Origin of the sequence: Amycolatopsis silviterrae (genome assembly GCF_042684085.1) — a bacterium.
Classification (GTDB): Bacteria; Actinomycetota; Actinomycetes; order Mycobacteriales; family Pseudonocardiaceae; genus Amycolatopsis; species Amycolatopsis silviterrae.
Genome location: NZ_JBHUKS010000001.1, coordinates 264 through 22,844, shown reverse-complemented (window position 1 = coordinate 22,844; position 22,581 = coordinate 264). Strand labels below are relative to the sequence as shown.

19 protein-coding genes are annotated in these 22,581 nt (G+C 70.4%); 11 read left to right on the top strand and 8 right to left on the bottom strand.

Translation table 11 applies throughout. From position 1 onward, the window contains the following. Positions 1–3: 3 nt before the first annotated feature. Genes ACFSVL_RS00095 through ACFSVL_RS00080 form a run of 4 tightly spaced genes read right to left on the bottom strand, consistent with a single transcriptional unit; the run spans position 4 to position 5,628 of the window. Positions 4–930 (bottom strand): LysR family transcriptional regulator, encoded by a 927-nt coding sequence (locus ACFSVL_RS00095; protein WP_378299112.1) that lies wholly within the window; start codon positions 928–930, stop codon positions 4–6. A gap of 40 nt (positions 931–970) precedes the next feature. Then, positions 971–3,361, bottom strand: coding sequence for a CaiB/BaiF CoA-transferase family protein (locus tag ACFSVL_RS00090; RefSeq protein ID WP_378299110.1), 2,391 nt, complete (start codon positions 3,359–3,361; stop codon positions 971–973). A 21-nt stretch (positions 3,362–3,382) separates the two neighbouring features. Then, the gene (locus ACFSVL_RS00085; RefSeq protein WP_378299108.1) at positions 3,383–4,564 is read right to left on the bottom strand and encodes an acyl-CoA dehydrogenase family protein; all 1,182 of its coding nucleotides are present in this window, start codon (positions 4,562–4,564) and stop codon (positions 3,383–3,385) included. Positions 4,565–4,566: 2 nt separating this feature from the next. Then, on the bottom strand, positions 4,567–5,628 hold the full coding sequence (locus ACFSVL_RS00080; protein WP_378299106.1) for an acyl-CoA dehydrogenase family protein: 1,062 nt from the start codon (positions 5,626–5,628) through the stop codon (positions 4,567–4,569). Positions 5,629–5,848: 220 nt separating this feature from the next. On the opposite strand from ACFSVL_RS00080, the gene ACFSVL_RS00075 reads away from it, so the two are divergent. The 6 genes from ACFSVL_RS00075 (at position 5,849) to ACFSVL_RS00050 (ending at position 12,233) form a co-directional block, all read left to right on the top strand. After that, positions 5,849–7,033: a thiolase family protein gene (locus ACFSVL_RS00075; RefSeq protein ID WP_378299104.1), complete on the top strand. Its 1,185-nt coding sequence runs from the start codon at positions 5,849–5,851 to the stop codon at positions 7,031–7,033. A 2-nt stretch (positions 7,034–7,035) separates the two neighbouring features. Then, positions 7,036–7,449, top strand: a complete 414-nt coding sequence (locus tag ACFSVL_RS00070) for a Zn-ribbon domain-containing OB-fold protein (protein WP_378299102.1) — start codon at positions 7,036–7,038, stop codon at positions 7,447–7,449. Then, positions 7,439–8,233: a crotonase/enoyl-CoA hydratase family protein gene (locus ACFSVL_RS00065; RefSeq protein WP_378299100.1), complete on the top strand. Its 795-nt coding sequence runs from the start codon at positions 7,439–7,441 to the stop codon at positions 8,231–8,233. The genes ACFSVL_RS00070 and ACFSVL_RS00065 overlap by 11 nt, the downstream gene beginning before the upstream one ends. An 82-nt stretch (positions 8,234–8,315) precedes the next feature. Then, positions 8,316–10,967 (top strand): ABC transporter permease, encoded by a 2,652-nt coding sequence (locus ACFSVL_RS00060; RefSeq protein WP_378299098.1) that lies wholly within the window; start codon positions 8,316–8,318, stop codon positions 10,965–10,967. Next, entirely contained in the window at positions 10,954–11,616 is a 663-nt protein-coding gene (locus ACFSVL_RS00055; protein WP_378299096.1) for an ABC transporter ATP-binding protein, read from the top strand. Before ACFSVL_RS00060 ends, ACFSVL_RS00055 begins: the two co-directional genes overlap by 14 nt. A 23-nt stretch (positions 11,617–11,639) precedes the next feature. Beyond that, positions 11,640–12,233, top strand: a complete 594-nt coding sequence (locus ACFSVL_RS00050; RefSeq protein WP_378299094.1) for an ABC transporter ATP-binding protein — start codon at positions 11,640–11,642, stop codon at positions 12,231–12,233. Positions 12,234–12,342: 109 nt separating this feature from the next. Here ACFSVL_RS00050 and catC read toward each other — a convergent pair whose 3' ends face one another. The 4 genes from catC to ACFSVL_RS00030 are packed head-to-tail and all read right to left on the bottom strand — an operon-like array spanning position 12,343 to position 15,536. After that, positions 12,343–12,621, bottom strand: a complete 279-nt coding sequence (catC, locus tag ACFSVL_RS00045; RefSeq protein WP_037812322.1) for a muconolactone Delta-isomerase — start codon at positions 12,619–12,621, stop codon at positions 12,343–12,345. A 28-nt stretch (positions 12,622–12,649) separates the two neighbouring features. Further along, positions 12,650–13,495: a catechol 1,2-dioxygenase gene (gene catA, locus ACFSVL_RS00040; RefSeq protein ID WP_378299092.1), complete on the bottom strand. Its 846-nt coding sequence runs from the start codon at positions 13,493–13,495 to the stop codon at positions 12,650–12,652. Positions 13,496–13,527: 32 nt separating this feature from the next. Then, positions 13,528–14,631 (bottom strand): mandelate racemase/muconate lactonizing enzyme family protein, encoded by a 1,104-nt coding sequence (locus ACFSVL_RS00035; RefSeq protein ID WP_378299090.1) that lies wholly within the window; start codon positions 14,629–14,631, stop codon positions 13,528–13,530. Continuing rightward, positions 14,628–15,536 (bottom strand): LysR substrate-binding domain-containing protein, encoded by a 909-nt coding sequence (locus tag ACFSVL_RS00030; protein WP_378299088.1) that lies wholly within the window; start codon positions 15,534–15,536, stop codon positions 14,628–14,630. Before ACFSVL_RS00030 ends, ACFSVL_RS00035 begins: the two co-directional genes overlap by 4 nt. A 223-nt stretch (positions 15,537–15,759) precedes the next feature. On the opposite strand from ACFSVL_RS00030, the gene benA reads away from it, so the two are divergent. Genes benA through ACFSVL_RS00005 form a run of 5 tightly spaced genes read left to right on the top strand, consistent with a single transcriptional unit; the run spans position 15,760 to position 22,530 of the window. Continuing rightward, positions 15,760–17,130, top strand: a complete 1,371-nt coding sequence (gene benA, locus ACFSVL_RS00025) for a benzoate 1,2-dioxygenase large subunit (protein WP_378299086.1) — start codon at positions 15,760–15,762, stop codon at positions 17,128–17,130. Further along, positions 17,127–17,636, top strand: coding sequence for a benzoate 1,2-dioxygenase small subunit (benB, locus tag ACFSVL_RS00020; RefSeq protein ID WP_378299084.1), 510 nt, complete (start codon positions 17,127–17,129; stop codon positions 17,634–17,636). The genes benA and benB overlap by 4 nt, the downstream gene beginning before the upstream one ends. Positions 17,637–17,648: 12 nt before the next feature. After that, positions 17,649–19,760, top strand: a complete 2,112-nt coding sequence (gene benC, locus ACFSVL_RS00015) for a benzoate 1,2-dioxygenase electron transfer component BenC (protein ID WP_378299082.1) — start codon at positions 17,649–17,651, stop codon at positions 19,758–19,760. Continuing rightward, positions 19,754–19,873 (top strand): SDR family oxidoreductase, encoded by a 120-nt coding sequence (locus tag ACFSVL_RS00010; RefSeq protein WP_378299080.1) that lies wholly within the window; start codon positions 19,754–19,756, stop codon positions 19,871–19,873. Before benC ends, ACFSVL_RS00010 begins: the two co-directional genes overlap by 7 nt. A gap of 29 nt (positions 19,874–19,902) precedes the next feature. Next, positions 19,903–22,530 (top strand): helix-turn-helix transcriptional regulator, encoded by a 2,628-nt coding sequence (locus ACFSVL_RS00005; protein WP_378299079.1) that lies wholly within the window; start codon positions 19,903–19,905, stop codon positions 22,528–22,530. The last annotated feature ends 51 nt before the right edge of the window (positions 22,531–22,581 follow it).

Below are 22,581 nucleotides of genomic sequence, written 5' to 3'. Positions count from 1 at the left end.
GAGTCAGCCGCGCCGGATCGGGCCGAGTTTCGCCGACAGGTCCTCGGCGAGGTCGGCCGGGCGGGGCGGTCCGGCGGCGCGGTCGGCGGCCCAGGCGAGTGCGAGCCTGCTCGGCGCCCAGCCGTCCTCGTCGATCCGGACCAGCTTGAACTCCGGCGGCGAGAACAGCCTGCCGATGAACGAGGCCGGCGCGTAGGACACCAGCGCGACCAGCCGCCGGTTGAACACCTGCGCGGCCATTTCGAGTTCGCCGCCGCGTCCGCTGACCGCGCGGACGATGTTCCGGATCCCGCGGTTGGCGAGTTTCCGGGTCAGCGCGGCGAGGATGACCGGGTTGGGCCGGGCGAAGTCGATGACCACCTCGCGGTCGCGCAGTTCCTCGATCCGCACCAGGTCTCGGCGAGCGAGCGGATCGTCCGCGCGGACCGCGATCGCGCCCTGGTACTCGGCGACGGTGCGGGCGCGCAGCCGCTGGTCCTCGACCGCGAGGTGGATCAGCCCGAGTTCCAGATGCCCGGACACGAGTTTCGCGGTGACCTCGGCGGCCGACCCGGCCACCTCGAAGGTCGCCGGCGCGGCCAGCCCGCCGACCGCGGTTTCCAGGTCTTCGAGCAGGTCCGATGGCGCGTACGCGGTGGCTCCGACCCGGATCGGCGTGCCGTCCTCGAGGACGCCGGCCGCGAGGTCCTTCAGGCCGTCGACCTGGCGCAGGATCGCCCGCGCCGGGCCGAGCAGCGCTTCGCCGAGCGGGGTGAGCCGGACCTCGTGGTAGTGCCGTTCGAACAGCGGCCCGCCGAGTTCCCGCTCCAGCAGCTTGATCTGCTTGCTGAGCGGCGGCGGGGTGATCCGCAGCCGGTCCGCCGCACGTTTGAAGTGCAGCTCGTCGGCGACCGCGACGAAGTACTTGAGCCGGGTGAAGTCGATCTCCATCGTCCAATGTCCAGCAGCGCGGCGGTCGGGGGCCCGGCGATCATACGGCTCGGGCGGCCGGCCCGGCCTGTTCGTCGAGGGCTTCCAGCACCCCGCGAGCGACGAGACCGGTGGTGTCCGCGGTCCCGAGCCCGAGCAGTTCCGCCGCGATCTCGAAGGTCTGCTCGCCCAGCAACGGGGCCTGCCCGACCGGCGGATCGGCGACGTGCGCGGCGTGGATCTGTACGTTCTCCAGTACGTACGGCTCGTCCGCGTACGGGTGCAGCTCCTCCCGGAACGCGCGCCGCTCGCGATACTGCTCCCACTCCGGCAGGTCGGCCGCGCGCAGCATGGCTCCGGCGGGAACTCCGGCCGCCTGCAGCAGATCCATCGCCTCGAACGGGGATTGCCGCCGCGTCCACTCGGTGACCGCCGCGTCGATCCGGTCCCGGGCGGAAGCCCGGCCGGTGCGCGTGGCCAGGGCCGGGTCGGCGGCCAGGTCGGGGCGGTCCAGCACTGAGCACAACGCGCCCCAGTCCGCGTCGTTCCGGACGGTGACGGCCAGCCAGTCGTCGTCGCCCGCGGTCGGGAACACGCCCCATGGCGCGTCGTGCGCGGGCTCGGTCCGGTGGTGGCCGCGGCGGGCCAGGTCTTCGGCTGCGATCCGGGCCGCGAAGTGGCTCAGCATCACCTCGGACTGCGCGACGCTCACCGCGCCGCCGTCGCCGGTCCGTTCGCGACGGACGAGCAGCGCCAACGCGGCCAGTGCACCGATCCGGGCGCACACGTGGTCCGGATAGACCGTGACGGCGTCACTGAACGTGCTCGGTTCGCCGGGATAGATCCATTCGCTGGTGAGGCCGGTCGCGGCGCGCACGAGCGGGCCGTAGCCGAGGCGGTTCGCCCACGGGCCGGTCGGGCCGAACGCCGAACTGTCCACGACGACGATGCCCGGGTTCACCTCGGACAACGCGGCCCGGTCCAGCCCGAGCGAGGCGATGACGCCGGGTTTGAAGTTGGTGAGCACGACGTCCGACTGCGCGACGAGCCGCCGCACCAGCGCCTGGCCTTCGGGATCGCGCAGGTTGACGCCGATGGCGCGTTTGTTGCGGTGCCCGGCGGCGAATCCGTGCGACATCGGGCCGGGCAGCGCGGCGCGGGAACCGTCGGGGAAGGCGGAGTTCTCGATCTTGATGACGTCCGCGCCGAGGTCGCCGAAGAGCCGTCCGGTGTCGCCGCCGACTACGATCACGCCGAGGTCCAGGACGCGGATTCCCTCCAGCGGACGCCCTTCGCCGCGCCGGGAGCGTGCGGCCAGGATCGGCGCGGAGGCGGCTTGGGTGCTGGTGGCTGGACCGGCGACGGCGCGGTGTCCGTCGATTTCGGTGATTCCGGCCGGGACCGGTGCGACGAGTCCGGGGGAGAGTTCGGTGTCGCGGAAGAAGCCGCGGGCGGTGAGCTGGTCGGTGTGCAGGGCTTCGGCGAGGGTGAGCACCGCGGCGGTCGGGACGCCGTGGTGCTGGCCTTCGCGTTCCAGTTCGGCGCGGGTGCGGCCGGCGAAGAACCGGCCGATCGCGGGCAGCAGGTCCGGCGAGGCGTAGCGTTCCCGGACCTGGTCGTACTTCGGATCGGCGAACTCGGCCGGGCGGCCCATCCACTCGAACATCCCGTGCCACTGCCGCCGCGACAGCAGGCAGATCCGGAGATATCCGTCCTGGCACGGGAAAATCGGGTACCGGTGGCGTTCTTCGGTGCGCCCGCGCGGCAGGTCGCTCAGCGGCACCCCGGCGGCGGCGCTGCCGACCATGCCGAACGCCGGGTCCAGCGCCTGCATCGCGCCGTCGAGGACGGAGAAGTCGATGCGGTCGCCGCGTCCGGTGCGCAGCCGGTCCAGATACAGGCTCACCGCCTGGAACGCGGCCTGCGCGGCGGCGACGTGGTACGGCAGTTCGCCGGGCGGCAGCAGCGGCGCGCGGCCGGGGATGCCGGAACGGGACAGTTCGCCGGTCAGCGCGTGGAACACCGGGGTGGTGGCCTGCCAGCGCCGCCGGGTGGTGGCGCGGCCGAAGTCGCTGACGGACAGGACGACCAGCGCGGGATGCCGGCTGCGCAGGCCGGGGACGTCGAGCAGTTCTTCGGCGGGCGAACCCGGCGGAGTGGTCTCGATCAGCAGGTCGGCGTCGCGCAGCAGCTGTTCCCAGCCGTGCGAGCCGGGGTCGGCGGTGGCGTGGGCGAAGCCGTGCCGGTCGATCGCGGTGCCGATCGCGACGCCGTCAACGACCGGGCCGGTGGTGCGTTCGCCGGTCACGCCGGGCAGGACGACCCGGGTGACCCGCGCGCCGAGGTCGGCCAGCAGCCGTCCGGTCGCGGTCATCGGGCCGTCGGACAGGTCGAGCACGCGGAACCCGGACAGCGGCGGGTCGTAGGTCTCAAGCTCGTGTTTGTCAGGCAACGGAACCAGCCTCCTCGAAGCTCAGCTGCGGCGGACGGCGCGGAAAGGGAGGTCGCGGTCGATCTCGGGTTCCTTGGGCAGGCCGAGGACGCGTTCGGCGATGATCGTGCGCTGGATCTGGTCGGTGCCGCCGCCGATGGAGGTGAAGAACGCGTTGAGCGCCAGGAAGTTCACGTCGTCGGCGACCGGGTTCTCGTCCCCGGCGAGCAGGGTTTCCGGACCGGCGATGGCGGTGCGCAGGCGGCCTTCGGCGTGCAGGATCCCGGACATCGCGAGCTTTCCCAGCGACATCACCGAACTCGACGTGCCCTGTTCGGCCGCGGCCTTGGCGCGGGCGTTGTTCAACGCGTTCAGCTCGCGCAGGGCCAGCACGGTGGCCAGGTGGTCGCGGATGACCGGGTCGGCGAGGCGGTCGCGTTCTCGCGCCAGCCCGACGAGGTCGTCGGCGATCGACCCGTGCCGCGACGCCCGCGCGCCGTCGCCCATGATCGAGCGTTCGTAGGCCAGCGCGGTCTGCAGCACTCGCCAGCCTTTGCCCTCCTCGCCGACCAGGTGGTCCGCCGGGATTTCGACGTCGGTCAGGAAGACCTCGTTGAAGTGCGACTCGCCGGTGATCTGCACCAGGGGACGGATGTCGACGCCGGGCTGGTGCATCGGCACGACGAAGTAGCTGAGGCCCTGGTGCTTCGGGACGTCCCAGTCGGTGCGCGCGATCAGCAGGGCGTAGTCCGCGGTTTTCGCACCGGACGTCCAGACCTTCTGGCCGTTGACGATCCACCGGTCGCCGTCGCGGACCGCGGTGGTGCGGACGGCGGCGAGGTCCGAGCCCGCGCCGGGTTCGCTGTAGAACAGGCAGGTCCGGGCGCGTTCGGTGAGGACGTCGGGCAGCAGGTCGTTCTTGAGTTTCTCGGTGCCGAACGCGAGGACGGTGTTGGCCGGGATGCTGTATTTGTCCTGCCGGGCACCGGGTGCGCCCGCGGCGGCGAATTCTTCCGCGACGACGTCGGCCAGTTCGGCTGGGTAGCCGCGGCCGGACCATTCGACCGGCCAGGTCGGCCCGGCGTATCCGGCGGCGACGACTTTTTCCAGCCAGGCAACGCGTTCCGGGGTGGTGCTCCAGCGGTCCTCGGCCGGCGCGAGCCCGGTCCATTCCGCGGCGAGCCACGCACGCACTTCTTCGCGGAGCTGGTCGGCGCTGATCATGGTCAAGCTCCCTTCGAGACGAGGTAGCGCTCCCGGTGCAGCCGCGAGCCGCCGAACAGCTGTGCGCCGGAGCGGGCGCGGCGCAGGTACAGGTGCGCCGGGTGTTCCCAGGTGAAGCCGATCCCGCCGTGCATCTGGATCGCCGACAGGGCAACGGTTTCGTACGCCTCGGCGCACGCGAACCCGGCGAGCGCGATCGCGCCGGGACCGCCGTCGGCCGCGGCGTGCCGGGCGGCGGAGGTCGCGGATTCGACGTCCAGCAGCCGGTCGGCGGCGAGGTGCTTCATCGCCTGGAAACTGCCGATCGCGCGGCCGAACTGGACGCGGGTTTTGAGGTATTCGACGGTCGTTTCGAAGATCTGCCGAGCGCCGCCCGCTTGTTCTCCGGCGAGTGCGATTACGCTGAGGTCCAAGGCTTTCCGCACGGCTTCCCAGCCTGCGGTGCCGAGCCTTCGCGCTGGGGTGTCCGCGAAAGTGAAGCGGGACAGCCGCACGGTCGGGTCGAATACCGACAGCGCGGTGCGCGTGAAGCCGGATGCGTCGGGTGCGACTTCGAAGATGCCGATGTCGTCGCCGGTGCGAGCTGCGACGAGGATGACGTCGGCGAGCTGGCCGAAGGTCACATAGGACGCGGTCCCGGTGAGAGTTCCGTTTGCTCGCACCGCAATGCCTTCGGGCGTCCAGGTGTTGCCGATGGCGACGGTGCCGATCGAGGACCCGTCGGCGAGCGCGGGCAGCAGACGGCGTTTGTCCTCTTCGGACCCGGCGGCGTCGATGAGCGTCGAGGTCAGAACGGCGCTGGACAGGAATGGCGACGGCAGCAGTGCCGCGCCGATTTCCTCCGCCACGGCTTCGAGTTCTTCCGCGCCAAGGCCGACTCCGCCGTATTCGGTCGCGATCAGCAGGCCGGTCATTCCCAGTTCGGCGAGTTGTTTCCACAGTCGCGGGTCATAACCGGGCTCTGTCGCCATCACACGGCGCACGTCGGCCTCGGTGCAGTGGTCCGCGAGGAGGTCGCGCACCGCCTCCCGCAGCTGTTCGGTTTCCGCGGCGCTGATCGCCATCGCCGGACCGCCTTTCCCGTCGTCGGGTCCCGATTCCCATGCTGGGTCCGGAAAACCGCGATGTACATCACGGATTCCGACACCGGCAGGTTTCCGGGAGGGACATCCGCGCACGTGTCGCGGGTGCTCATCTGCCGGTGTCCCGACCGGTCGTTTACGCGACGTCAACGGGATGCGAGTGTGGAGGTGCGGCCACCGGCCGGGAACGGAGTGCGACGAGATGACGAGCAGGCGGGAGACCCCGGCGCGCCGGAGGGCGGCAATCGCCGGTCTCGGGCTCACCGAGCTGGGCAAAGTGTACGGTCCGAGCGCGCGGCAGTTCGCCGCGCAGGCGGTCCGGCGAGCGGCTGGCGACGCCGGGATCGGGCTGTCCGACATCGACGGGCTGCTCGTGTCCGCCGGAACGACGCCCGGGGTGGACCTGAGCCTCCAAGTCGACTTAGGGCTGCGGGACCTGCGGCTGTTCACCCAAATGCAGGCATTCGGCTCGACGGCGGGCGCGATGGTGCAGTACGCCGCGATGGCCGTCGAGGCCGGCATGGCCGACACTGTCGCCTGCGTGTTCGCGGATGCGCCGCTGCGGCAGGGCAAAGCGACCGGTGCGGCATACGGCGGCCGCCGCACGACCCCGGCCGGATGGGGAAGCCTGCTGGGCTCCAGCGGTTTCGCCGGCCCGAACTCGTTCTACGCGCTCGCCGCGCGACGGCACATGAAGACTTACGGCACCACCAGTGAACAACTCGGCGCGATCGCGGTCGCGCAGCGGGCGTGGGCGGCGAAGAACCCGTTGGCGCAGCTACGGGATCCGATCACCCTGGCCGACCATCAAGCGTCGCGGTTCATCGCGGAGCCGTTCCATCTGCTGGACTGCTGTCTGGTGTCGAACGGCGGCGCCGCGGTGATCGTGACCTCCGCCGAACGCGCTGCTTCTCTGGCGCAGCCCGCGGTCCAGGTGCTCGGCTGGGGCCAAGCGCACCCCGGGAATTCGTTCCGCCGCAACGACAATTTCGGCCTCGTGAGCGGTGCGGCGCAGTCCGGTCCGGCGGCGATGGAGATGGCCGGTGTGACCGTCGAGGACATCGACGTCGCCGAGATCTACGACTGTTACACCTTCACCGCGCTGCTGACCCTCGAGGACTACGGGTTCTGCGGCAAGGGCGAAGGCGGCGAATTCGTCGCGACGCCGGGCATGCTCGGCCCGGACGGCAAGCTCGCGGTGAACACCGGCGGCGGCCAGCTGTCGTCGTATTACCTCTGGGGCATGACGCCGTTGTCCGAAGCGATCATCCAGGCGCGCGGGCAAGGCGGCGAACGCCAGGTGCCGAAACACGACACTGTGCTCGTTTCCGGCAACGGCGGCATTCTGGACCACCACAGCACGCTCGTGCTCGGAGCGGAGGGATGACTATGCGGATCAACCCAGTTGCCCGCGACGAGGAGTCGGCGGAGTTCTTCGACGGCACTGCGCTCGGGGAGTTCCGGTTGTTGCGGCGGCGCGGCACCGGCGAGTACTTGGATCCGCGCACGGTCCCGGACCCCGGGGACGATCTGGAGTGGACGCCCGCCGCCGGAACCGGCACGGTGGTGTCGTGGTCGGTGGTGCACAAACGGGTGCGCGACGGCGGCGAGCCGGAACGCGTGGTCGTCGGCATCGTGGAGCTGGCTGAGGGGCCGTGGTGGTGGTGCCGGCTCGACGCCGACCCGGACGCGGACCTCTGGAAACTGCCGGTGCGGGCAGTGTTCGTGCCCTCCGGTCCTGAATCTGACCACGAGAAGGTGCCGGTCTTCGTGCCGGCGGAGGAGGACGGTCATGCCCGCTGACGCCCCGGCCGCGCTTGTCGAACAGCGCGGACACGTCCTGGTGATCACGCTCAACCGGCCGCACGCGATGAACGCGGTCAACGCCGAACTGAGCGAACTGGTCGGCACCGCGCTGGAACGGGCCGAACGAGACCCGGAAACGCGCGTCGTCGTGCTGACCGGCGCGGGGGAGCGGGCGTTCTGCGCCGGAGCCGACCTGAAAGCCGTGTCGCGCGGCGAATCGCTTGCCGCGCCGGGGCATGAGGAATGGGGTTTCGCCGGGTATGTGCGGCATCCGATTTCGAAGCCGACGATCGCCGCGGTGAACGGGTTCGCCCTCGGCGGCGGCACCGAACTCGCGCTGGCCAGCGACCTGGTGGTGGCGGCCGAATCGGCGAAATTCGGGCTGCCCGAGGTGAAACGCGGTCTCTTCGCGGCGGCGGGCGGGGTGTTCCGGCTGCCGCGGCAGATTCCGCCGAAGATCGCGATGGAGATGATGTTCACCGGAGAACCGCTGGAGGCGGCGCGCGCGGCGACGCTGGGGCTGGTGAATCACGTGGTCGCGGATGCCGACGTGCTGGCTGAGGCGCTGGCGTTGGCGGAGAAGATCGCGGCTAACGCGCCGTTGGCGGTGCAGGCCAGCAAGCGCGTCGCACTGGGCATTGTGGACGGTGCGATCGCGGCCGAGGACGGTGCGTGGGACAACACCCGGGAGAACGCGGTGGGGGTGATGACGAGCGAGGACGTCCGGGAGGGGACGCTGGCGTTCGTCGAGAAGCGCGCGCCGGTCTGGCGGGCGAAGTAAGCGTTCTGTACTCAGGAAAACGCGCTCTGTCGCAGCGGATCTTGTCTCCCCGCTGACACTGGGATCGTGGCATCATCGGTGGATGCGAGGGTGGGGGGCGACGCCGTGGACGCGTGCGCCGAGAACCGGATGGCGGCAACCGGCGGTCGTAGTGGCTGCGATCGCGGCGGCGGTGCTCGTCGCGCTGCCCGCGGCGGCTGTGGCGTTGTTCCTGTCTTCGGCAGGCAACGCGACGTTGCACGACCAGATGAACCGGGCGTGCCAGTGGGCGGTCGGGGCCGAATGGATGGGCGGGCTGCCGATGTCGCAGCCGTACCCAGGAGCTGCGGGGCCGGCCGGGAAGGCGCTCGACGACGCTCGGCTGGCGTTCGCGCGGGATGCGGCGAAGGACGTGCCGCGGCTTTCCGACGTGCGGTCGACGCTGTACAGCACCGCGAAGGTCGACCCCGTCCGGCCGGGTTCGCCGAATCCGGAGCAGTCCGCGATGTGGCTGGTCCACCAGGACGAGTTCGCGGCGAATCTGCAGGTCATGGAGGGCGGCGCGGGGCCGGGGATCTGGGTGCCGAGCCAGTTCGCGCGGGCGCGCGGGCTGCACGCGGGCGATCAGGTCGTGGTGCAGGGCGGCTGGGGTCCGAAGACGGGGGTGCCGCCGGGCGCGCCGGTCAAGACGCTGCCGGTCGCGGCGGTGTACCGGGACCTGCGCGAGCTGCCGGACCAGCCGTTCTGGTGTCATCTGCAGTCGCTGTACCGGCCGAATCCGCTGAGCGAGGCTCCGGTTTTCCCGGTGGCGTTCGTGTCGCGGGACGCGTTGTTCGGGCTCACCCCGGGCGAATCGAGCGTCGGCAGTTCCCTTGAAGCGTCGGTCGACCGGAACGGGCTGACCACCGCCGACGCGCCGGCCACCATCGCCGGGCTGGAGCGGGTGCGGGAGCGGACCGAGAACGAGCCGGACCTGTTCGCGCAGCGCGGCCGGATGCAGTTCACGTCCTCGCTGGGCGGGATCGCCGACCGAGCGGATCAGGTCGAATCCTCGCTGGCCTCGACGGTCGTGCCGATCGGGGTGGCGGGTTCGCTGACCGGGCTGGTCATTTCGGTGACGGTCGGGTCGTTTTGGGTCGAGCGCCGCCGGGCCGAGCTGGCGGTGCTGTCCGCGCGCGGGGCCGGGCCGGGGGCGCTGGCCGGGAAAGCGTTGCTGGAGCTGGGTTCTATCGCGCTGCTCGGCACGGCCGGCGGCTGGTTCGCCGCGCGCGGGCTGGTCAGCGCGCTGGGGCCGAGCCCGCTGGTGACGTCGTCCGCGCTCGGGTACTCGATCGGCGGCGCGGCGGTCGCGTTCCTGGCGACGCTCGGCGGGATCGCCGGTTCGGTCGTCCTTCGCACGCGGGCGATGTTCGACGCGCGCACGTCGCGGATCCGGCATCTGCCGTGGGAAATCCTCCCGCTGGTCGCCGCGGTGGTCTGCTACTTCACGCTCGGCGACGGCACGCAGGCCGGGTTCGGCCAGGCCGGCTCGGTCGCGCGGATCCCGCCGCGGCTGATCGTCGTGCCGTTGCTGCTGGTGCTGGGCCTGGCGATGCTGGTGACCCGGGTCGTGCGGCTGACGTTGCCCCGGGTGCGCGCGGTGCGGCGAGAACGCGCGGTGGCGTTCCTGGCCTGGCGACGGCTGGCTTCGGCACCGGCCGCGGCGGCCGTGCTGGTCGGGGCGACCGCGGTGCCGGTGGCGCTTTCGATCTTCGCCACGACCGTCACCGGCTCTGTCCAGCGCACGCTCGACGACGAAGGCCAGCTCGTGGTCGGTTCGGACGTGGTGGTGCACCTGACCGCGCCCGCCGCGGTTCCGCCTGGCCTGACCGGCCAGGCGGCGCTGGTGGATCGCTACGACTCGGCGTATCTGGGCAGCAAGACGGTGAACGTGCTCGGCGTCGACCCGGCGACGTTCGGCTCGGCCGCGTTCTGGGACGACGACCTCAGCGGTCCGACCCTGCCGGAACTGCTGGACGAGGTGTCCGGCGACGCCCCGGTCGGCATCATCGCCGGGGTCCCCGACGCGCCCGCGCAGGCGACGCTGAGCATCGGCGGCAAGGACCTGCCGCTGCGCGTGGTCACCGTGGCGCAACTGCCTGGGAAAAGCGCTGCGTTCCCGGAGTTGTTGCTGCGCCGGGACATTCTCGCCAAGTACGCCGGGGAGAGCGTGCACCGCGAGCTGTGGGCGCGCGGCGATCCGGCGCAGGTGCTGCCGGAATTGGGGAAAGCCGGGGTTCCGGCCGGGACGGTGAGCCGCGCTGTTGATGTCACCGCGCACGGGGTGTACGGCGGGGTTACTTACACGTTCGCGTTTTTGACCGCAGTGTCCGCTTTGGTCGGTGTGGTAGTCCTAGTTGGACTCTTGCTGTATCTCAACGCTCGGGCGCGTGCCCGGCGCGGGGCGTATGTCCTCTTGCGACGGATGGGCATCACCTCGGGGGCGCATTGGCGCGCGCTCGGTTACGAGGTGGGCGGGCTGCTGGCGGCCGGATTCGCGTTGGGCGTCGGGTTCGCGGCGATCGCGGTCTCGGTGACCTACCCGGGTTACGACCTCGATCCGGCGACGCCGCCGGGCACGGTGATTCCGGTGCCGTGGGGGCCGGGTGGGCAGTTGCTGCTCGCGGCGGTGGTCGTCGCGCTTGTCGTTACCTATGCGGCCCAACGCGCGGCGGCGCGGGCGTTGCCTTCGGAGGTGCTGCGTGACACCGCTTGATGCTGTTCGGGGGACTGGACTGACGCACAGCTATCGCACCGCCGGTCGTTCGCTGACCGCGTTGCACGAGGTGTCGATCAACGCGGTGCGAGGCCGGATTACCGCGCTGGTCGGGCCTTCCGGATCGGGCAAGTCGACGCTGCTGCGGTTGCTGGCTTGCCTGGAACGGCCGGACGAGGGCCGGGTCGAGGTCGGCGGCACGGACGTCACCGCGTTGTCCGCGCGGGCGCGCCGGGCGGTGCGGCGGCGCAGGATCGGTTACGTGTTCCAGAATCCCGTCGACAATCTGCTGGGTTACCTGACGGTGCAAGAACATCTGGAGCTGGCGGCGAAAATGCGCGGGACCGGGCTTTCCCTGGCCTTGCTCGACCGGCTGGGCTTGGAGCACCGGCGCGGCCACCGTCCGCGCCAGCTCTCCGGCGGTGAACAGCAACGGACCGCGCTCGCGTTCGCGGCGGTCGGCGACCCGGATGCGGTGCTGGCCGACGAACCGACCGCGCAACTGGACCGCTCCTCGGCACGGTTGGTGGCGGAGGCGTTCCGTGCGCTGGCCGAGGCGGGCCAGACGGTCGTGGTCGCGACGCACGACCCGGTATTGGCGGAGGCGGCGGACGACGTGGTGGAACTCGTGGACGGGAGGATCCGGTGAATGCGCTGCTCAGCGTGTCGGAGGTGAGCCGATCCCACGGCGGGATGCCGGTGCTGCGGCACACGAGCCTGGACCTCGCGGCGGGTGAACTGGTCGCGCTGACCGGCCCGTCCGGCTCGGGCAAGAGCACGCTGCTGATGATCGCGGGCGGCTGGGACGCGCCGGACAGCGGGACGGTCGCCGTGCACCCGCCGATGCCGGGCGTGCCGGTTTCGGAGCAGCCGTGGCACGCGCTGGCGTTCGTGCCGCAGTCGATCGCGCTGTTCGAGGAGCTGACGGTCGCGGACAACCTCGCTTTTGCCGCGCGGACCGCGGCGGAGCCGCCGGATCAGTCGAAGCTGCTGGAGACCCTGGACCTGGCGAAGCTCGCGGACCGGCTGCCGAGCGAGGTTTCGCGCGGGGAACAGCAACGGGGCGCGGTGGCGCGGGCGCTGGCGGCGGGACCGTTGGTGCTGCTGGCGGACGAGCCGACGTCGCATCAGGACCGGGCGCACGCGGAGATGGTGCTGACGGCGCTGCGCCGGGCGGCGGATCGCGGGACGGCGGTGCTGGTGGCGTCCCACGATCCGCTGCTGGCCGAGCACGCGGACCGGGTGGTTACGGTCGGCGGGGAGTGAGGCCTTGGCTTGGGTTTGCGGTCCGTGAGGGGAACCCTGGGGGAATCTGAGTCCCTCAGGGTTCCCCTCACGGACTTGAACCAAGGCGGAGGGGTCGGCGGGGAGTGAGTCAGTCCACTTTGGATGGATGTCGCGCGAGGGCGGTCACCTGGATGTCCATGTACGGGAACAGCGGCAGGTTCGACAGGATCTGGTGCAGTTCGTCGTGGTCGGCGACGTCCAGCACCGAGTAGTTGGCGTACTCGCCCGCGATCCGCCAGATGTGCGGCCATTTCCCGCTGCGCTGCAGCTGCTGGCTGTACTCCTTCTCGCGCGCGATCAGGGCGTCGCGGACGGCCGGGTCCAGGTCCGGGGGAATGCGGACGTCCATCCGCACGTGGTAAAGCATGAGTCTCCTGCCGAATCAGAGGGCCGGATCAGAGGGCCGGGTCGAGGACGAAGCCGTAGTCGATGGTCTCGCCGTTGTCCGAGGGGCGCGGGTCCAGCAGCAGTTCCGGCTTCACCGCGGACGCGATGTCGTCGTCGTTGTGCTCGTCGCCGGGGAAATACAGCTGCGCGGTGAGCAGTTCGTGTCCCGGCGCGGACACCTTGACGTGCAGGTGCGCCGGACGCCAGGCGTGCCAGCCCGCGGCCGCGATCAGTTTGCCGCAGGCACCGTCGGTCGGGATCTGGTACGGCGCGGGCCGCACGGTGTGGATTTCGAAGCGGCCCTCGTCGTCGGTGGTGAAGGTGCCGCGCAGGTTCCACTCCGGGATGTCCGGCGCGAACTGCGAGTACAGCCCGTCCGCGTCCGCGTGCCACAGTTCGACTTTCGCGCCGCCCAGTGCCGCGCCGGTGGTCGAGGTGACCTGCCCGGTCCAGACGAGCGGGGTGCCCGGCTCGTTCTCCCGCGACGGGACCGAACCGCGCGCGCCCTGTTCGGGGGCGTCGGGCACGTAGTAGGGGCCTTCGATGGTGCCCTTGTTGCCCTGGCGGTGCTCGGTGGCGACGTCCTCGACGACGTGCTCGACCCAGACGTCGAGGAACAGCGGCCATTCGCCGTCCTCGCCGACGCTGATCAGCCACGATTTGAGCGCGTTGTACTCCTCGTAGGTCACCTTGTGCTTGCGGATCGTCGCGTGCACGGCCTCCAGCACCTCGCGGGCGAGCAGGCTGACCCGCTCCTTCGGGGTGCCCGCGACGCCGGCGAGCTTGTCGCTCTTGAACCGTTCGGTGGCGTTTGCTCCGGACGCGGCGGCGGTGGGGGAATGCGTGGCAGTCATGAATCCTCCTTGATCCATCGGGGGTTTCCGGCTCAGCGGTCCTGCCGGTAGTGCCGGAGCTTGCCGGGGTCGAGTTCGGCGCCGAGCCCGGCGCCGGGGCGGATGACCAGTTCGCCGTCCGCGATGCGCAGCGGTTCGGCGAGCAGGTCGTCGGTCATGTCGAGGAAGTTGGACAGTTCGCCGGGGCGGCGCGACGTCAGCTCGTACGACGCTCCGAACGCGACAGTGCACAGTGAACCGACCTGGCCGTCGATCTGGTTTCCCATCACCACTTCCAGCCCGAGCCCGTCCGCGAGATGGTGCGTGCGCTGCGAACGCGTGAAGCCGGTGCGGGCGGTTTTGATGCTGATCGCGGTGGCCGATCCGGCGAGGATCTCGCGGGTCACGTCGGCCGGGGTGACCGCGGATTCGTCGGCGATGAACGGAATGTCCAAACGGGACACGAGCCAGCGGCGGCCCAGGACGTCGTCGGCGGGGCACAGTTCTTCGGCGAACAGCAGGTCGAGGTCGGCCATTTCCTGCATCGCGCGGGCGGATTCGGCGGCGGTCCAGCCCCGGTTCCCGTCCACGTACAGGTCGACCTCGGTGCCGAACCGTTCCCGCAGGGCGCGGACCACCGCGGTGTCCAGGGAAACCGGACGGCGGCCGACCTTCACCTTGAACGTGGTGATGCCGTAGCTGTCGCGGATCCGCTCCGCTTCGGCGACCATCGCGGCCGGCTCGTCGAAGCCGAGCATGTGCGAGACCTTCATGCGGTCGGTGTAGCCGCCGAGCAGTTCGGTGACCGAGACGTCGAGGCTTTGCCCGAGCGCGTCCCAGATCGCCATGTCCAAAGCGGACTTCGCGGCCGGATTGCCGACCGTACGGGAGAGCCGGGCGTGCACCGTCTCGCGTTCGAGCAGGCTCAGGCCCACCACCTGCGGCGCGAACACGGTCTCCAGCACGGCCACGATCCCGGCTTGGGTCTCGCCGTAGGTGAACGGCCGCGGCGGAGCCTCGGCGACCCCGACGATGCCGTCGTCGGTGTGCACGCGGACCAGCACGTGCTCGGCGGTGTGCACCTCGCCGGAGGCGAAACGCAGCGGTTTGCGGTAGGGGATGGCGAACGGGATCGCCTCCACCCGGGTGATCTTCATCGTGTCCTCCCTGACACGGGCACTTCGACGGGGAACAGCTCGCCGAGCGCGTCGAGCACGGCCGGGACCAGTGCCGAGGCCCGGTCGCGGTGCCAGGCGAGCGCGAGCTGGACGGTGGCGGCACCGGCGAGGTCGCGGAACACGACCCCGGCCAGCGGCAGCGCCCGCGCGGACGCGGGGACGACGCCGACGCCGAGACCGCCGGCGACGAGCGCGAGCAGCACCGCGGTACCGGCCGCTTCGTGCTCGCGTTGCGGGGTGAAGCCGGCGTCGCGGCAGCTGCGCAGCACCGCTTCATTGACGACGGAGTAACTGGCCGGATAGGTGACGAACGCTTCGGCGCGCAGATCGGTCATCGACACCACTGGCTCGACTGCCAGCCGGTGATCGGCCGGGACGGCGAGCACCAGCGGCTCGGTTTCGATGACGTGCAGGTCGAGGTCGCCGCCGGTGACCGGCGGACGCAGCACGCCGATGTCGAGCGTGCCGGTGCGCAGCCGTTCGCACTGCTCGCCGGTGAGCAGATCGGCGTGCACCTCCAGTTCGACCTCGGGCAGCCGGTGCTGCAGCGCGCGGGCGACCTGCGGCAGGTGCGACAGCGCGGCGGTGCCGGTGAAGCCGATCCGGGCCAGGCCGCGCCGTCCGTCGGCGATGCGCCGGGCTCCGCGCGCACCCGCCTCGACGGCGTCCAGGATCCGCTGGGCCTCGGCGAGGAAGAACCGGCCGGCCGGGGTGACCTGCACCTGCCGGGTCGTGCGGCTGAGCAGCGCGACGCCCAACTCGTCCTCCAGCTGCCGGATCGCGTGCGACAGCGCGGGCTGGGCGAGGTGCAGGCGTTCGGCGGCGCGGCCGAAGTGACAGGTCTCGGCGACGGCGGCGAAGTACCGCAGGTGGCGCAGTTCCATCGGGCTGCCTCCTCACCGGCTCCGCGTCCCGCTCACCGTAAGTTCCGGCATTGAGTGAAGACAAGGAGCGGATTTCGCTCGATTGATAAACGGGGTCGATTAATCACACCCTAGGTCAGGACTGGGTCTTGCCCTGGGGTGACCGCGGCCACGGGCTGGCACAGTGCGGGGAACGCCCTGCTGGGAGCCGATCAGTGCAGATCAGAGGCCCGTTGGAGGAGTCATGACCGACATGCTGGACCACGCCGCTTCGGTAGTCGCGGACGCGGTGGTGGAGGACGCGGAGGCGGGCGTCTACCGCGCGAACCGCCGGATCTTCACCGACGAGGAGATCTTCGAACTCGAGATGAAGCACATCTTCGAGGGCAACTGGATCTACCTCGCGCACGAGAGCCAGCTGCCGAATCCCGGCGACTACTTCACCACGACCATCGGCCGCCAGCCGGTCGTGCTCACCCGCGACAAGGGCGGCGAACTGCATTGCCTGATCAACGCCTGCGCGCACCGGGGCGCGATGATCTGCCGCCGCAAACGCGACAACCGGCCCACGCTGACCTGCCCGTTCCACGGCTGGACCTTCCGCAACGACGGCAAGCTGCTCAAGGTCAAGGACCCGGACGGCGCGGGCTACCCGGAGTCCTTCGACACCGGCGGCTCGCACGACCTGACGAAGGTCGCCCGGTTCGAGTCCTACCGCGGGTTCCTGTTCGGCAGTCTCAACCCTGACGTGCTGCCGCTGACCGAGCATCTCGGCGACGCCACGAAGGTGATCGACATGCTCGTCGACCAGTCGCCGGACGGGCTCGAGGTGCTGCGCGGCGCGTCCACGTACACCTACGACGGCAACTGGAAAGTGCAGGCGGAGAACGGCGCGGACGGCTACCACGTGACCGCGACGCACTGGAATTACGCGGCCACCACGGCCCGGCGCAACACCGGCGAATCGGCCAACGACACCAAGACCCTCGACGCCGGCTCGTGGGGCAAGTCCGGCGGCGGCTACTGGTCGTTCCCGCATGGGCACCTGTGCCTGTGGACCTGGGCGGGCAATCCGCAGGACCGTCCACTGTGGCCGCGGATGGCGGAGCTGAAGGAGAAATACGGCGCCGCCAAGGGCGAGTTCATGGTGCGCGGGTCCCGGAATCTGTGCGTGTATCCCAACGTGTACCTGATGGACCAGTTCTCGACGCAGATCCGGCATTTCCGGCCGATCGCGCCGGACAAGACCGAGGTCACCATTTACTGCATCGCGCCGAAGGGCGAAAGCGCCGAATCGCGGGCGTGGCGGATCCGGCAGTACGAGGACTTCTTCAACGCCTCCGGCATGGCGACTCCGGACGATCTGGAGGAATTCCGGTCCTGCCAGCTCACTTTCCGCGCGACTGCCGCGCCGTGGAACGACATGAGCCGCGGTGCGCAGCATTGGCTCACCGGGCCGGATGAGGTCGCTTCTTCGCTCGGGCTCGACGGTGTTGTTTCGGCCGGGCAGAAGAACGAGGATGAGGGTCTTTATCCGGTGCAGCACGGGTACTGGCAGGAAACCCTGCGCGCGGCGATCGTTCGCGAGCAGGCCGTTCGAGGTGAGACCCGATGACCGCCGCCGCCGAGAAGACGATCACTCAGCACGACGTCGAGCAGTTCCTCTATCGCGAGGCGCGCTATCTGGACGACCGCGAGTTCGAGAAGTGGCTGGAATGCTACGCCGACGACGTCGTGTACTGGATGCCCTCCTGGGGCGACGACGATCTGCTCACTGAGGACCCGCAGCGCGACATTTCGCTGATCTATTACCCGAACAAGGGCGGGCTTGAGGACCGGGTGTTCCGGATCCGCACCGAACGGTCGAGCGCGACGTCCATCCCGGAACCGCGGACCAGCCACAACATCTCGAACGTGGAGCTGATCGAGCGGCACGGGGATCTCGTGGACGTGCGGTTCAACTGGCACACGATGTACTTCCGGTACCACACCGTAGACCCGTATTACGGGACCTCGTTCTACACGATCGACTTCTCCGGTCCGGCACCGCTGATCCGGCGGAAGACGGTGGTGCTCAAGAATGATTACATCCACCACGTCGTTGACGTGTACCACTTCTGAGCGGAGGCGGTCATGAACCACCGGATCGCTCTGTCCTTTGAGGACGGTGTCACCCGCTTCGTCACGTGCGCGGCGGATCAGACCGTGGCGGACGCGTCGTACCGGCAGCGGATCAACATTCCGCTCGACTGCCGCGACGGTGCGTGCGGCACCTGCAAGGCGTTCTGCGAGTCGGGGGAGTACGAAGGCGGTTCCTATCTCGAAGACGCGCTGAGCGCGGACGAGGCGGAGCGCGGGTATGTGCTGCCGTGCAGTATGAAGCCGAAATCCGATCTGGTGCTGCAGATCGCGAGCACATCGGCGGTGGCGAAGACGCAGGCGGCCGAGTATCGCGGCACTTTGGTTGCGCTGGAACGGCTTTCGCCGACGACGATGTCGTTGACGGTGGACATCCGGGATCGGGATCGGCTCGCGTTTCTGCCGGGGCAGTACGTGAACATCACGGTGCCCGGCACCGAGGAGACGCGGTCGTACTCGTTCAGCAATGCGCCGGACGACGAGCGGCTGACGTTCCTGGTGAAGCTCACGCCCGGCGGGGTCATGTCGGATTACCTGACCGGGCGGGCGAAATCCGGCGACGAGCTGACGTTCACCGGTCCACATGGGAGCTTTTTCCTGCGCGAGACGGACCGGCCGGTGCTGTTGCTGGCCGGGGGCACCGGGCTCGCGCCGATTCTGTCGATCGTGCGCACGATGCGGGATTCGGGCGTGAGCCGGCCCGCACATCTGGTGTACGGCGTGAGCACCGACGACGATCTCGTGGAAACTGACACGCTGGAGAAGCTCGCGGGCGAGGTTCCCGGGCTGACCTGGGATTACTGCGTCTCAGATCCGGGGAGCACCGCGCCGAACAAGGGGTATGTGACCACGCTGATCCGGGACGAGCACCTGCACGGCGGGGATGTCGCGGTGTATTTGTGCGGTCCGCCGCCGATGGTCGAGGCGGTGCGGGGGCACTTCGCGTCGGCAGGGTTCGAGCCGACCGGGTTCTATTACGAGAAGTTCGCCCTCGCGACGCCCGTTCGGGAGCCGGAGATTCCGGTGCTTCCGGAGGCTGAACCGGAGTTGGAGTTCCTCGCGGGCCGTGCGCTGGCCGGGCAGGAGCTGTTCCCGGCGGTCGAATTGGCCCCGTTGCGGGCCGGCGCGGCGCTGTCGGCGGCCGAAGAGGCGCGGGTCGCGCGCACGATCGCGGGGCAGGAAATGCTGCCCGCGCCGGAGGAAACCCCGGGCGAGTACGAGATCGGCGAGGAACATCCGTCGGTGCACGAGTCGGACGCGGTTTTCGAGGCCCGCCAAGCCCTTGAGCTGGGCGCGCTCGAATTGACCATCGGACGGCTGACGTCGGGCCAGCTCGCCGGGTACCGGCTGCTTGCCGAATCGACCGTGCCCTATGTGGACGGTGACCGGTTCCTGGACGCCGCCGCCTACACCGAAACCAACGCGGCGTTCCACGACTACCTGTTCACCCTCACCGGCAACGAGCACCTGCTCCAGGCTTATCAGGCGCTCGGCGTGAAGGGGCACATGGCCGAAACGCTGCGCAACGCGACCTGGTGCCATCCGCGCTGCACGCAGGACCACCTGGACCTGGTCGCCGCCTTCGAATCCGGGGACCGGGCGACCGCGCGCAGGCTGGTGGCCGAGCACGCGGAACGGTCGAAGGTCACCACCCGGCGGGCGATGGGCGGCGGCGCCGCGGCCGGGCCGAAATTCCTGTCGCCGGGACGGTTCGCGGGCAAGGTCGTGGTGGTCACCGGCGCGGCGCAGGGGATCGGCGAGGCGACGGCCCGGCGGATCGCCGCGGAGGGCGGCTCGCTGGTGCTCGCGGACCGGTCCAGCCTGGTCAGCGGGCTGGCCGGCGAGCTGCCCGAGGCCGCGGCGGTGGTCGCCGACCTGGAGACCTTCGCCGGCGCGCAGGCGGTCGCGGAGGCGGCGCTGGCCCGGTTCGGCCGGATCGACGTGCTGGTCAACAACGTCGGCGGCGCCCTGTGGTCGCGACCGCGCCGGGCGGCACCGAAGCGCCGCCGCGGCGGATCCCGCGCGGCGGCCCCGATCCGGCCACTGACCAGGAACGGGAGTGGTTCCAGGCGCACATCGACCAGACTGTCGGATCGTCTTTGCTGAAGCGGTACGGCACCCTGGACGAGCAGGCCGCGGCGATCGCGTTCCTGGCCTCGGACGAGGCCTCGTACGTCACCGGCACCGTCCTGCCCGTCGCCGGGGGCGATCCCGGCTGACGGCGGCATTCGGCGAAGCGGAGCGGACCGTGACCGGACCGGCGGAGGAGCTGGCCAGCCTGCTGTCCCAGGCGGGACGCGCGGTGCTGCTGCGCGGGCCGGGCGGCTGCGGGCGCACCACGCTGGCGAGGCGGGCCGCCGAGGCGTTCCCCGGGCCGGTGCTCCAGGCGACCGCGGCCGAATGGGAGAGCGGCAGTGCGTTCGCCGTGCTGCACCAGCTGCTTCCGGGAGTGTCGGCTGACGGCGGCCCGTTGCCGGTTGCGGAGCGGATCGCGGCGGAACTGGTGCCGGGGAGCCTGCTGCTGGTCGACGACGCGCACCTGGCCGATGTGGACTCGGTGCGGACGCTGTCCTCGCTGCTGCGGCACCATCCGGCGGCGCGGGCCACGGTGCTGCTCACCGCCGCGACGGGCGATTCTCGCGCTCGCGCAGACGTCCTGGAGCTGCTCGCGCGGATGTCCGGCGACGAGGTCCGCGTGCCGCCGCTCGACGCCGCGCAGGTCTCCGAACTCGCCTCGGCGCAAGGGATCGCGCTGCATCCGACGATGGCCGAACGGCTGTGTCGACACACGCTCGGCCGGCCGCGCTATGTCGTGCAGTTGCTGACCGAGGTGCCGCGGTCGACCTGGGCCGGGTTCGATCCGAATCTGCCCGCACCGGCTGCGGTCGCCGCCTCGGTCCGGGAGCGGGTCGCGGCGCTTTCTCCTGCGGCGGAACGGTTTGTCGCGGCCGCCGCGGTGCTCGGGGCCGGTGCGGCGGTGCGGTCGGTGGCGTCGCTGGCCGATCTCGACGGCGATCCGCTGCCGGTGCTGGACGAGGCGTGCGCGACGCGGCTGGTCGACCTCGCTCCGCGCGGGCTCGCCGAGGTGGGACCCCCGGATCCGATGGTGCGCGCGGCCGTGCTCGCCGGGCTCGGCCCGGAACGCCGGTCGAAGCTGCAGCGGCGGGCGGCGGACCTGGTCGAGGATCCGGCGCGGAGCCTGCGGTTGCTGGTCGCGGCGAGCCCGGTGCCGGACGCGAGCGTCGCGGACCGGCTGGATGCCCTGGCGGTCGAGCGGGCCGGTGCGGGGGCGTGGGGGACGGCCGCGGTGCTGCTCAACGACGCTGGGCGGCTGACCTCGGAACCGGAGCTGCGGCAGGCTCGGATCACCCGGGCGGTGGACGCGTTGATCGGGGCCGGCGACGTGTTCCGGGCTGCTGCGCTAGCGCCGGAAGTCGAGAGTGTGCGCGAGACTCCGTTGCGGGACGCGGTGCTCGGCTATCTCGCGGTGGTGCGGGGGCGGGCCGCTGAAGCCGGTGGTCGGCTCAGCCGGGCTTGGGACATCGTCAACGCGTCGCGGGATCCGGAGACGGCCGCGTTGATTTGCCAGCGGTATGTGCTGGACGCGCTGTGCCGGTATTCCGCCGACGATCTGGTGCGGTGGGCGGATCGGGCTCTTGACTTGGCGGTGCCGGAGACGCCGGCCGCGGTGGAGGCGGCGGCGATCCGGGGGCTGGGGCTTGCCGCTTCGGGGCGGGCCAAGCAGGCCCGGCGGGATTACACGCAGCTGGCCGAGCGGATCCGGCACGGCGCGCAGGCACAGCGGGTGGTGATGGCCCGGGGATGGCTGAATCTGCTCACCGACCGGATCGACGACGCTCGGGTGGATCTGGAAAGTGCGGTGCCGACGAGCTATCTGGGCGGGTCGGCGCGGATTTCCCTGTGGGCACAAGCGTGGCTGGCGCGGACGTTGTTCCTGAGCGGGGAATGGGACGACGCGTTGCGGGTGGTTCGAGAAGCGCTGGTTTTGGTTGACCGGACGGGGATTGTGCTGACCGCGCCGTTGCTGCAGTGGACTTCGGCGGCGGTGCACGCGTTGCGCGGGGATCAGGGACGGGCGGAGGAGGCGTTGCTGGCTTGTGCGTCCGGGCCGCAGGATTACGAGATCATGCGGGTTCCTGGGCTGTTGGCACGGGCGCAGGTCGCGGAGGCGGCGGCTGATTCGGCGGGGGTGTTGCGGGCGTTGCATCCGTTGACGCGGTCGTCGTTGCCGTTGGCGGTGGATGAGCCCGGGCATTGGCCTTGGCAGGATTTATACGCGCATGCTTTGGTCCTCAGTGGACGGTCGGAGGAGGCGGATGCGTTTCTGGCGCCGCATGAGCGGGCGGCGGGGAAGCGGGAGCATGTTTCTTCTCGGGCCCGTCTTGCTGCTGCTCGGGGGCGGTTGCTGGGGGCGCGGAACGATCATGTGGGGGCGGTGGCGGCGTTTGATGCCGCGGTGGAGTTGATCGGGGCGTTGCCGTTGCGGTATGACCAGGCTCGGATTGCTTTTGCTTATGGGCAGACGTTGCGGAGGTTGGGGCGGCGGGCTCGGGCGGATACGCAATTGGTGGCGGCTCGGGATGGGTTTGCTTCTCTGGGGGCGGTTACGTATGTGGCCCGGTGTGAGCGGGAGTTGCGGGCTGGTGGGGTGCAGGTGGCTCGGGGCGGGGTGGAGTTGTTGACGCCGCAGGAGGAGGTGGTGGCCCGGATGGTGGCTCGGGGGCAGTCCAATCGGGAGGTGGCTGCGGAGTTGTTCTTGTCGGTGAAGACTGTGCAGTATCACTTGACCCGGATTTATGCGAAGTTGGGGATTCGGTCTCGTACTGAGTTGGCTGTGTTGCGGTCTGGGGATTGATCGGCTCGTCGCCCTGGGGGCGACATTGCGGCCGGTCCTTTGCGTGGGGCA

What these genes read in the sequence shown, in the direction of transcription:
- ACFSVL_RS00070 (WP_378299102.1), top strand. Translation starts at nt 7,036, where the DNA reads ATGCGGATCAACCCAGTTGCCCGCGACGAGGAGTCGGCGGAGTTCTTC.
- benA (WP_378299086.1), top strand. Translation starts at nt 15,760, where the DNA reads ATGACCGACATGCTGGACCACGCCGCTTCGGTAGTCGCGGACGCGGTG.
- ACFSVL_RS00075 (WP_378299104.1), top strand. Translation starts at nt 5,849, where the DNA reads ATGACGAGCAGGCGGGAGACCCCGGCGCGCCGGAGGGCGGCAATCGCC.
- ACFSVL_RS00080 (WP_378299106.1), bottom strand. Translation starts at nt 5,628, where the DNA reads ATGGCGATCAGCGCCGCGGAAACCGAACAGCTGCGGGAGGCGGTGCGC.
- catA (WP_378299092.1), bottom strand. Translation starts at nt 13,495, where the DNA reads ATGACTGCCACGCATTCCCCCACCGCCGCCGCGTCCGGAGCAAACGCC.
- ACFSVL_RS00065 (WP_378299100.1), top strand. Translation starts at nt 7,439, where the DNA reads ATGCCCGCTGACGCCCCGGCCGCGCTTGTCGAACAGCGCGGACACGTC.
- ACFSVL_RS00095 (WP_378299112.1), bottom strand. Translation starts at nt 930, where the DNA reads ATGGAGATCGACTTCACCCGGCTCAAGTACTTCGTCGCGGTCGCCGAC.
- ACFSVL_RS00035 (WP_378299090.1), bottom strand. Translation starts at nt 14,631, where the DNA reads ATGAAGATCACCCGGGTGGAGGCGATCCCGTTCGCCATCCCCTACCGC.
- ACFSVL_RS00060 (WP_378299098.1), top strand. Translation starts at nt 8,316, where the DNA reads ATGCGAGGGTGGGGGGCGACGCCGTGGACGCGTGCGCCGAGAACCGGA.
- catC (WP_037812322.1), bottom strand. Translation starts at nt 12,621, where the DNA reads ATGCTTTACCACGTGCGGATGGACGTCCGCATTCCCCCGGACCTGGAC.
- benC (WP_378299082.1), top strand. Translation starts at nt 17,649, where the DNA reads ATGAACCACCGGATCGCTCTGTCCTTTGAGGACGGTGTCACCCGCTTC.
- benB (WP_378299084.1), top strand. Translation starts at nt 17,127, where the DNA reads ATGACCGCCGCCGCCGAGAAGACGATCACTCAGCACGACGTCGAGCAG.
- ACFSVL_RS00085 (WP_378299108.1), bottom strand. Translation starts at nt 4,564, where the DNA reads ATGATCAGCGCCGACCAGCTCCGCGAAGAAGTGCGTGCGTGGCTCGCC.
- ACFSVL_RS00030 (WP_378299088.1), bottom strand. Translation starts at nt 15,536, where the DNA reads ATGGAACTGCGCCACCTGCGGTACTTCGCCGCCGTCGCCGAGACCTGT.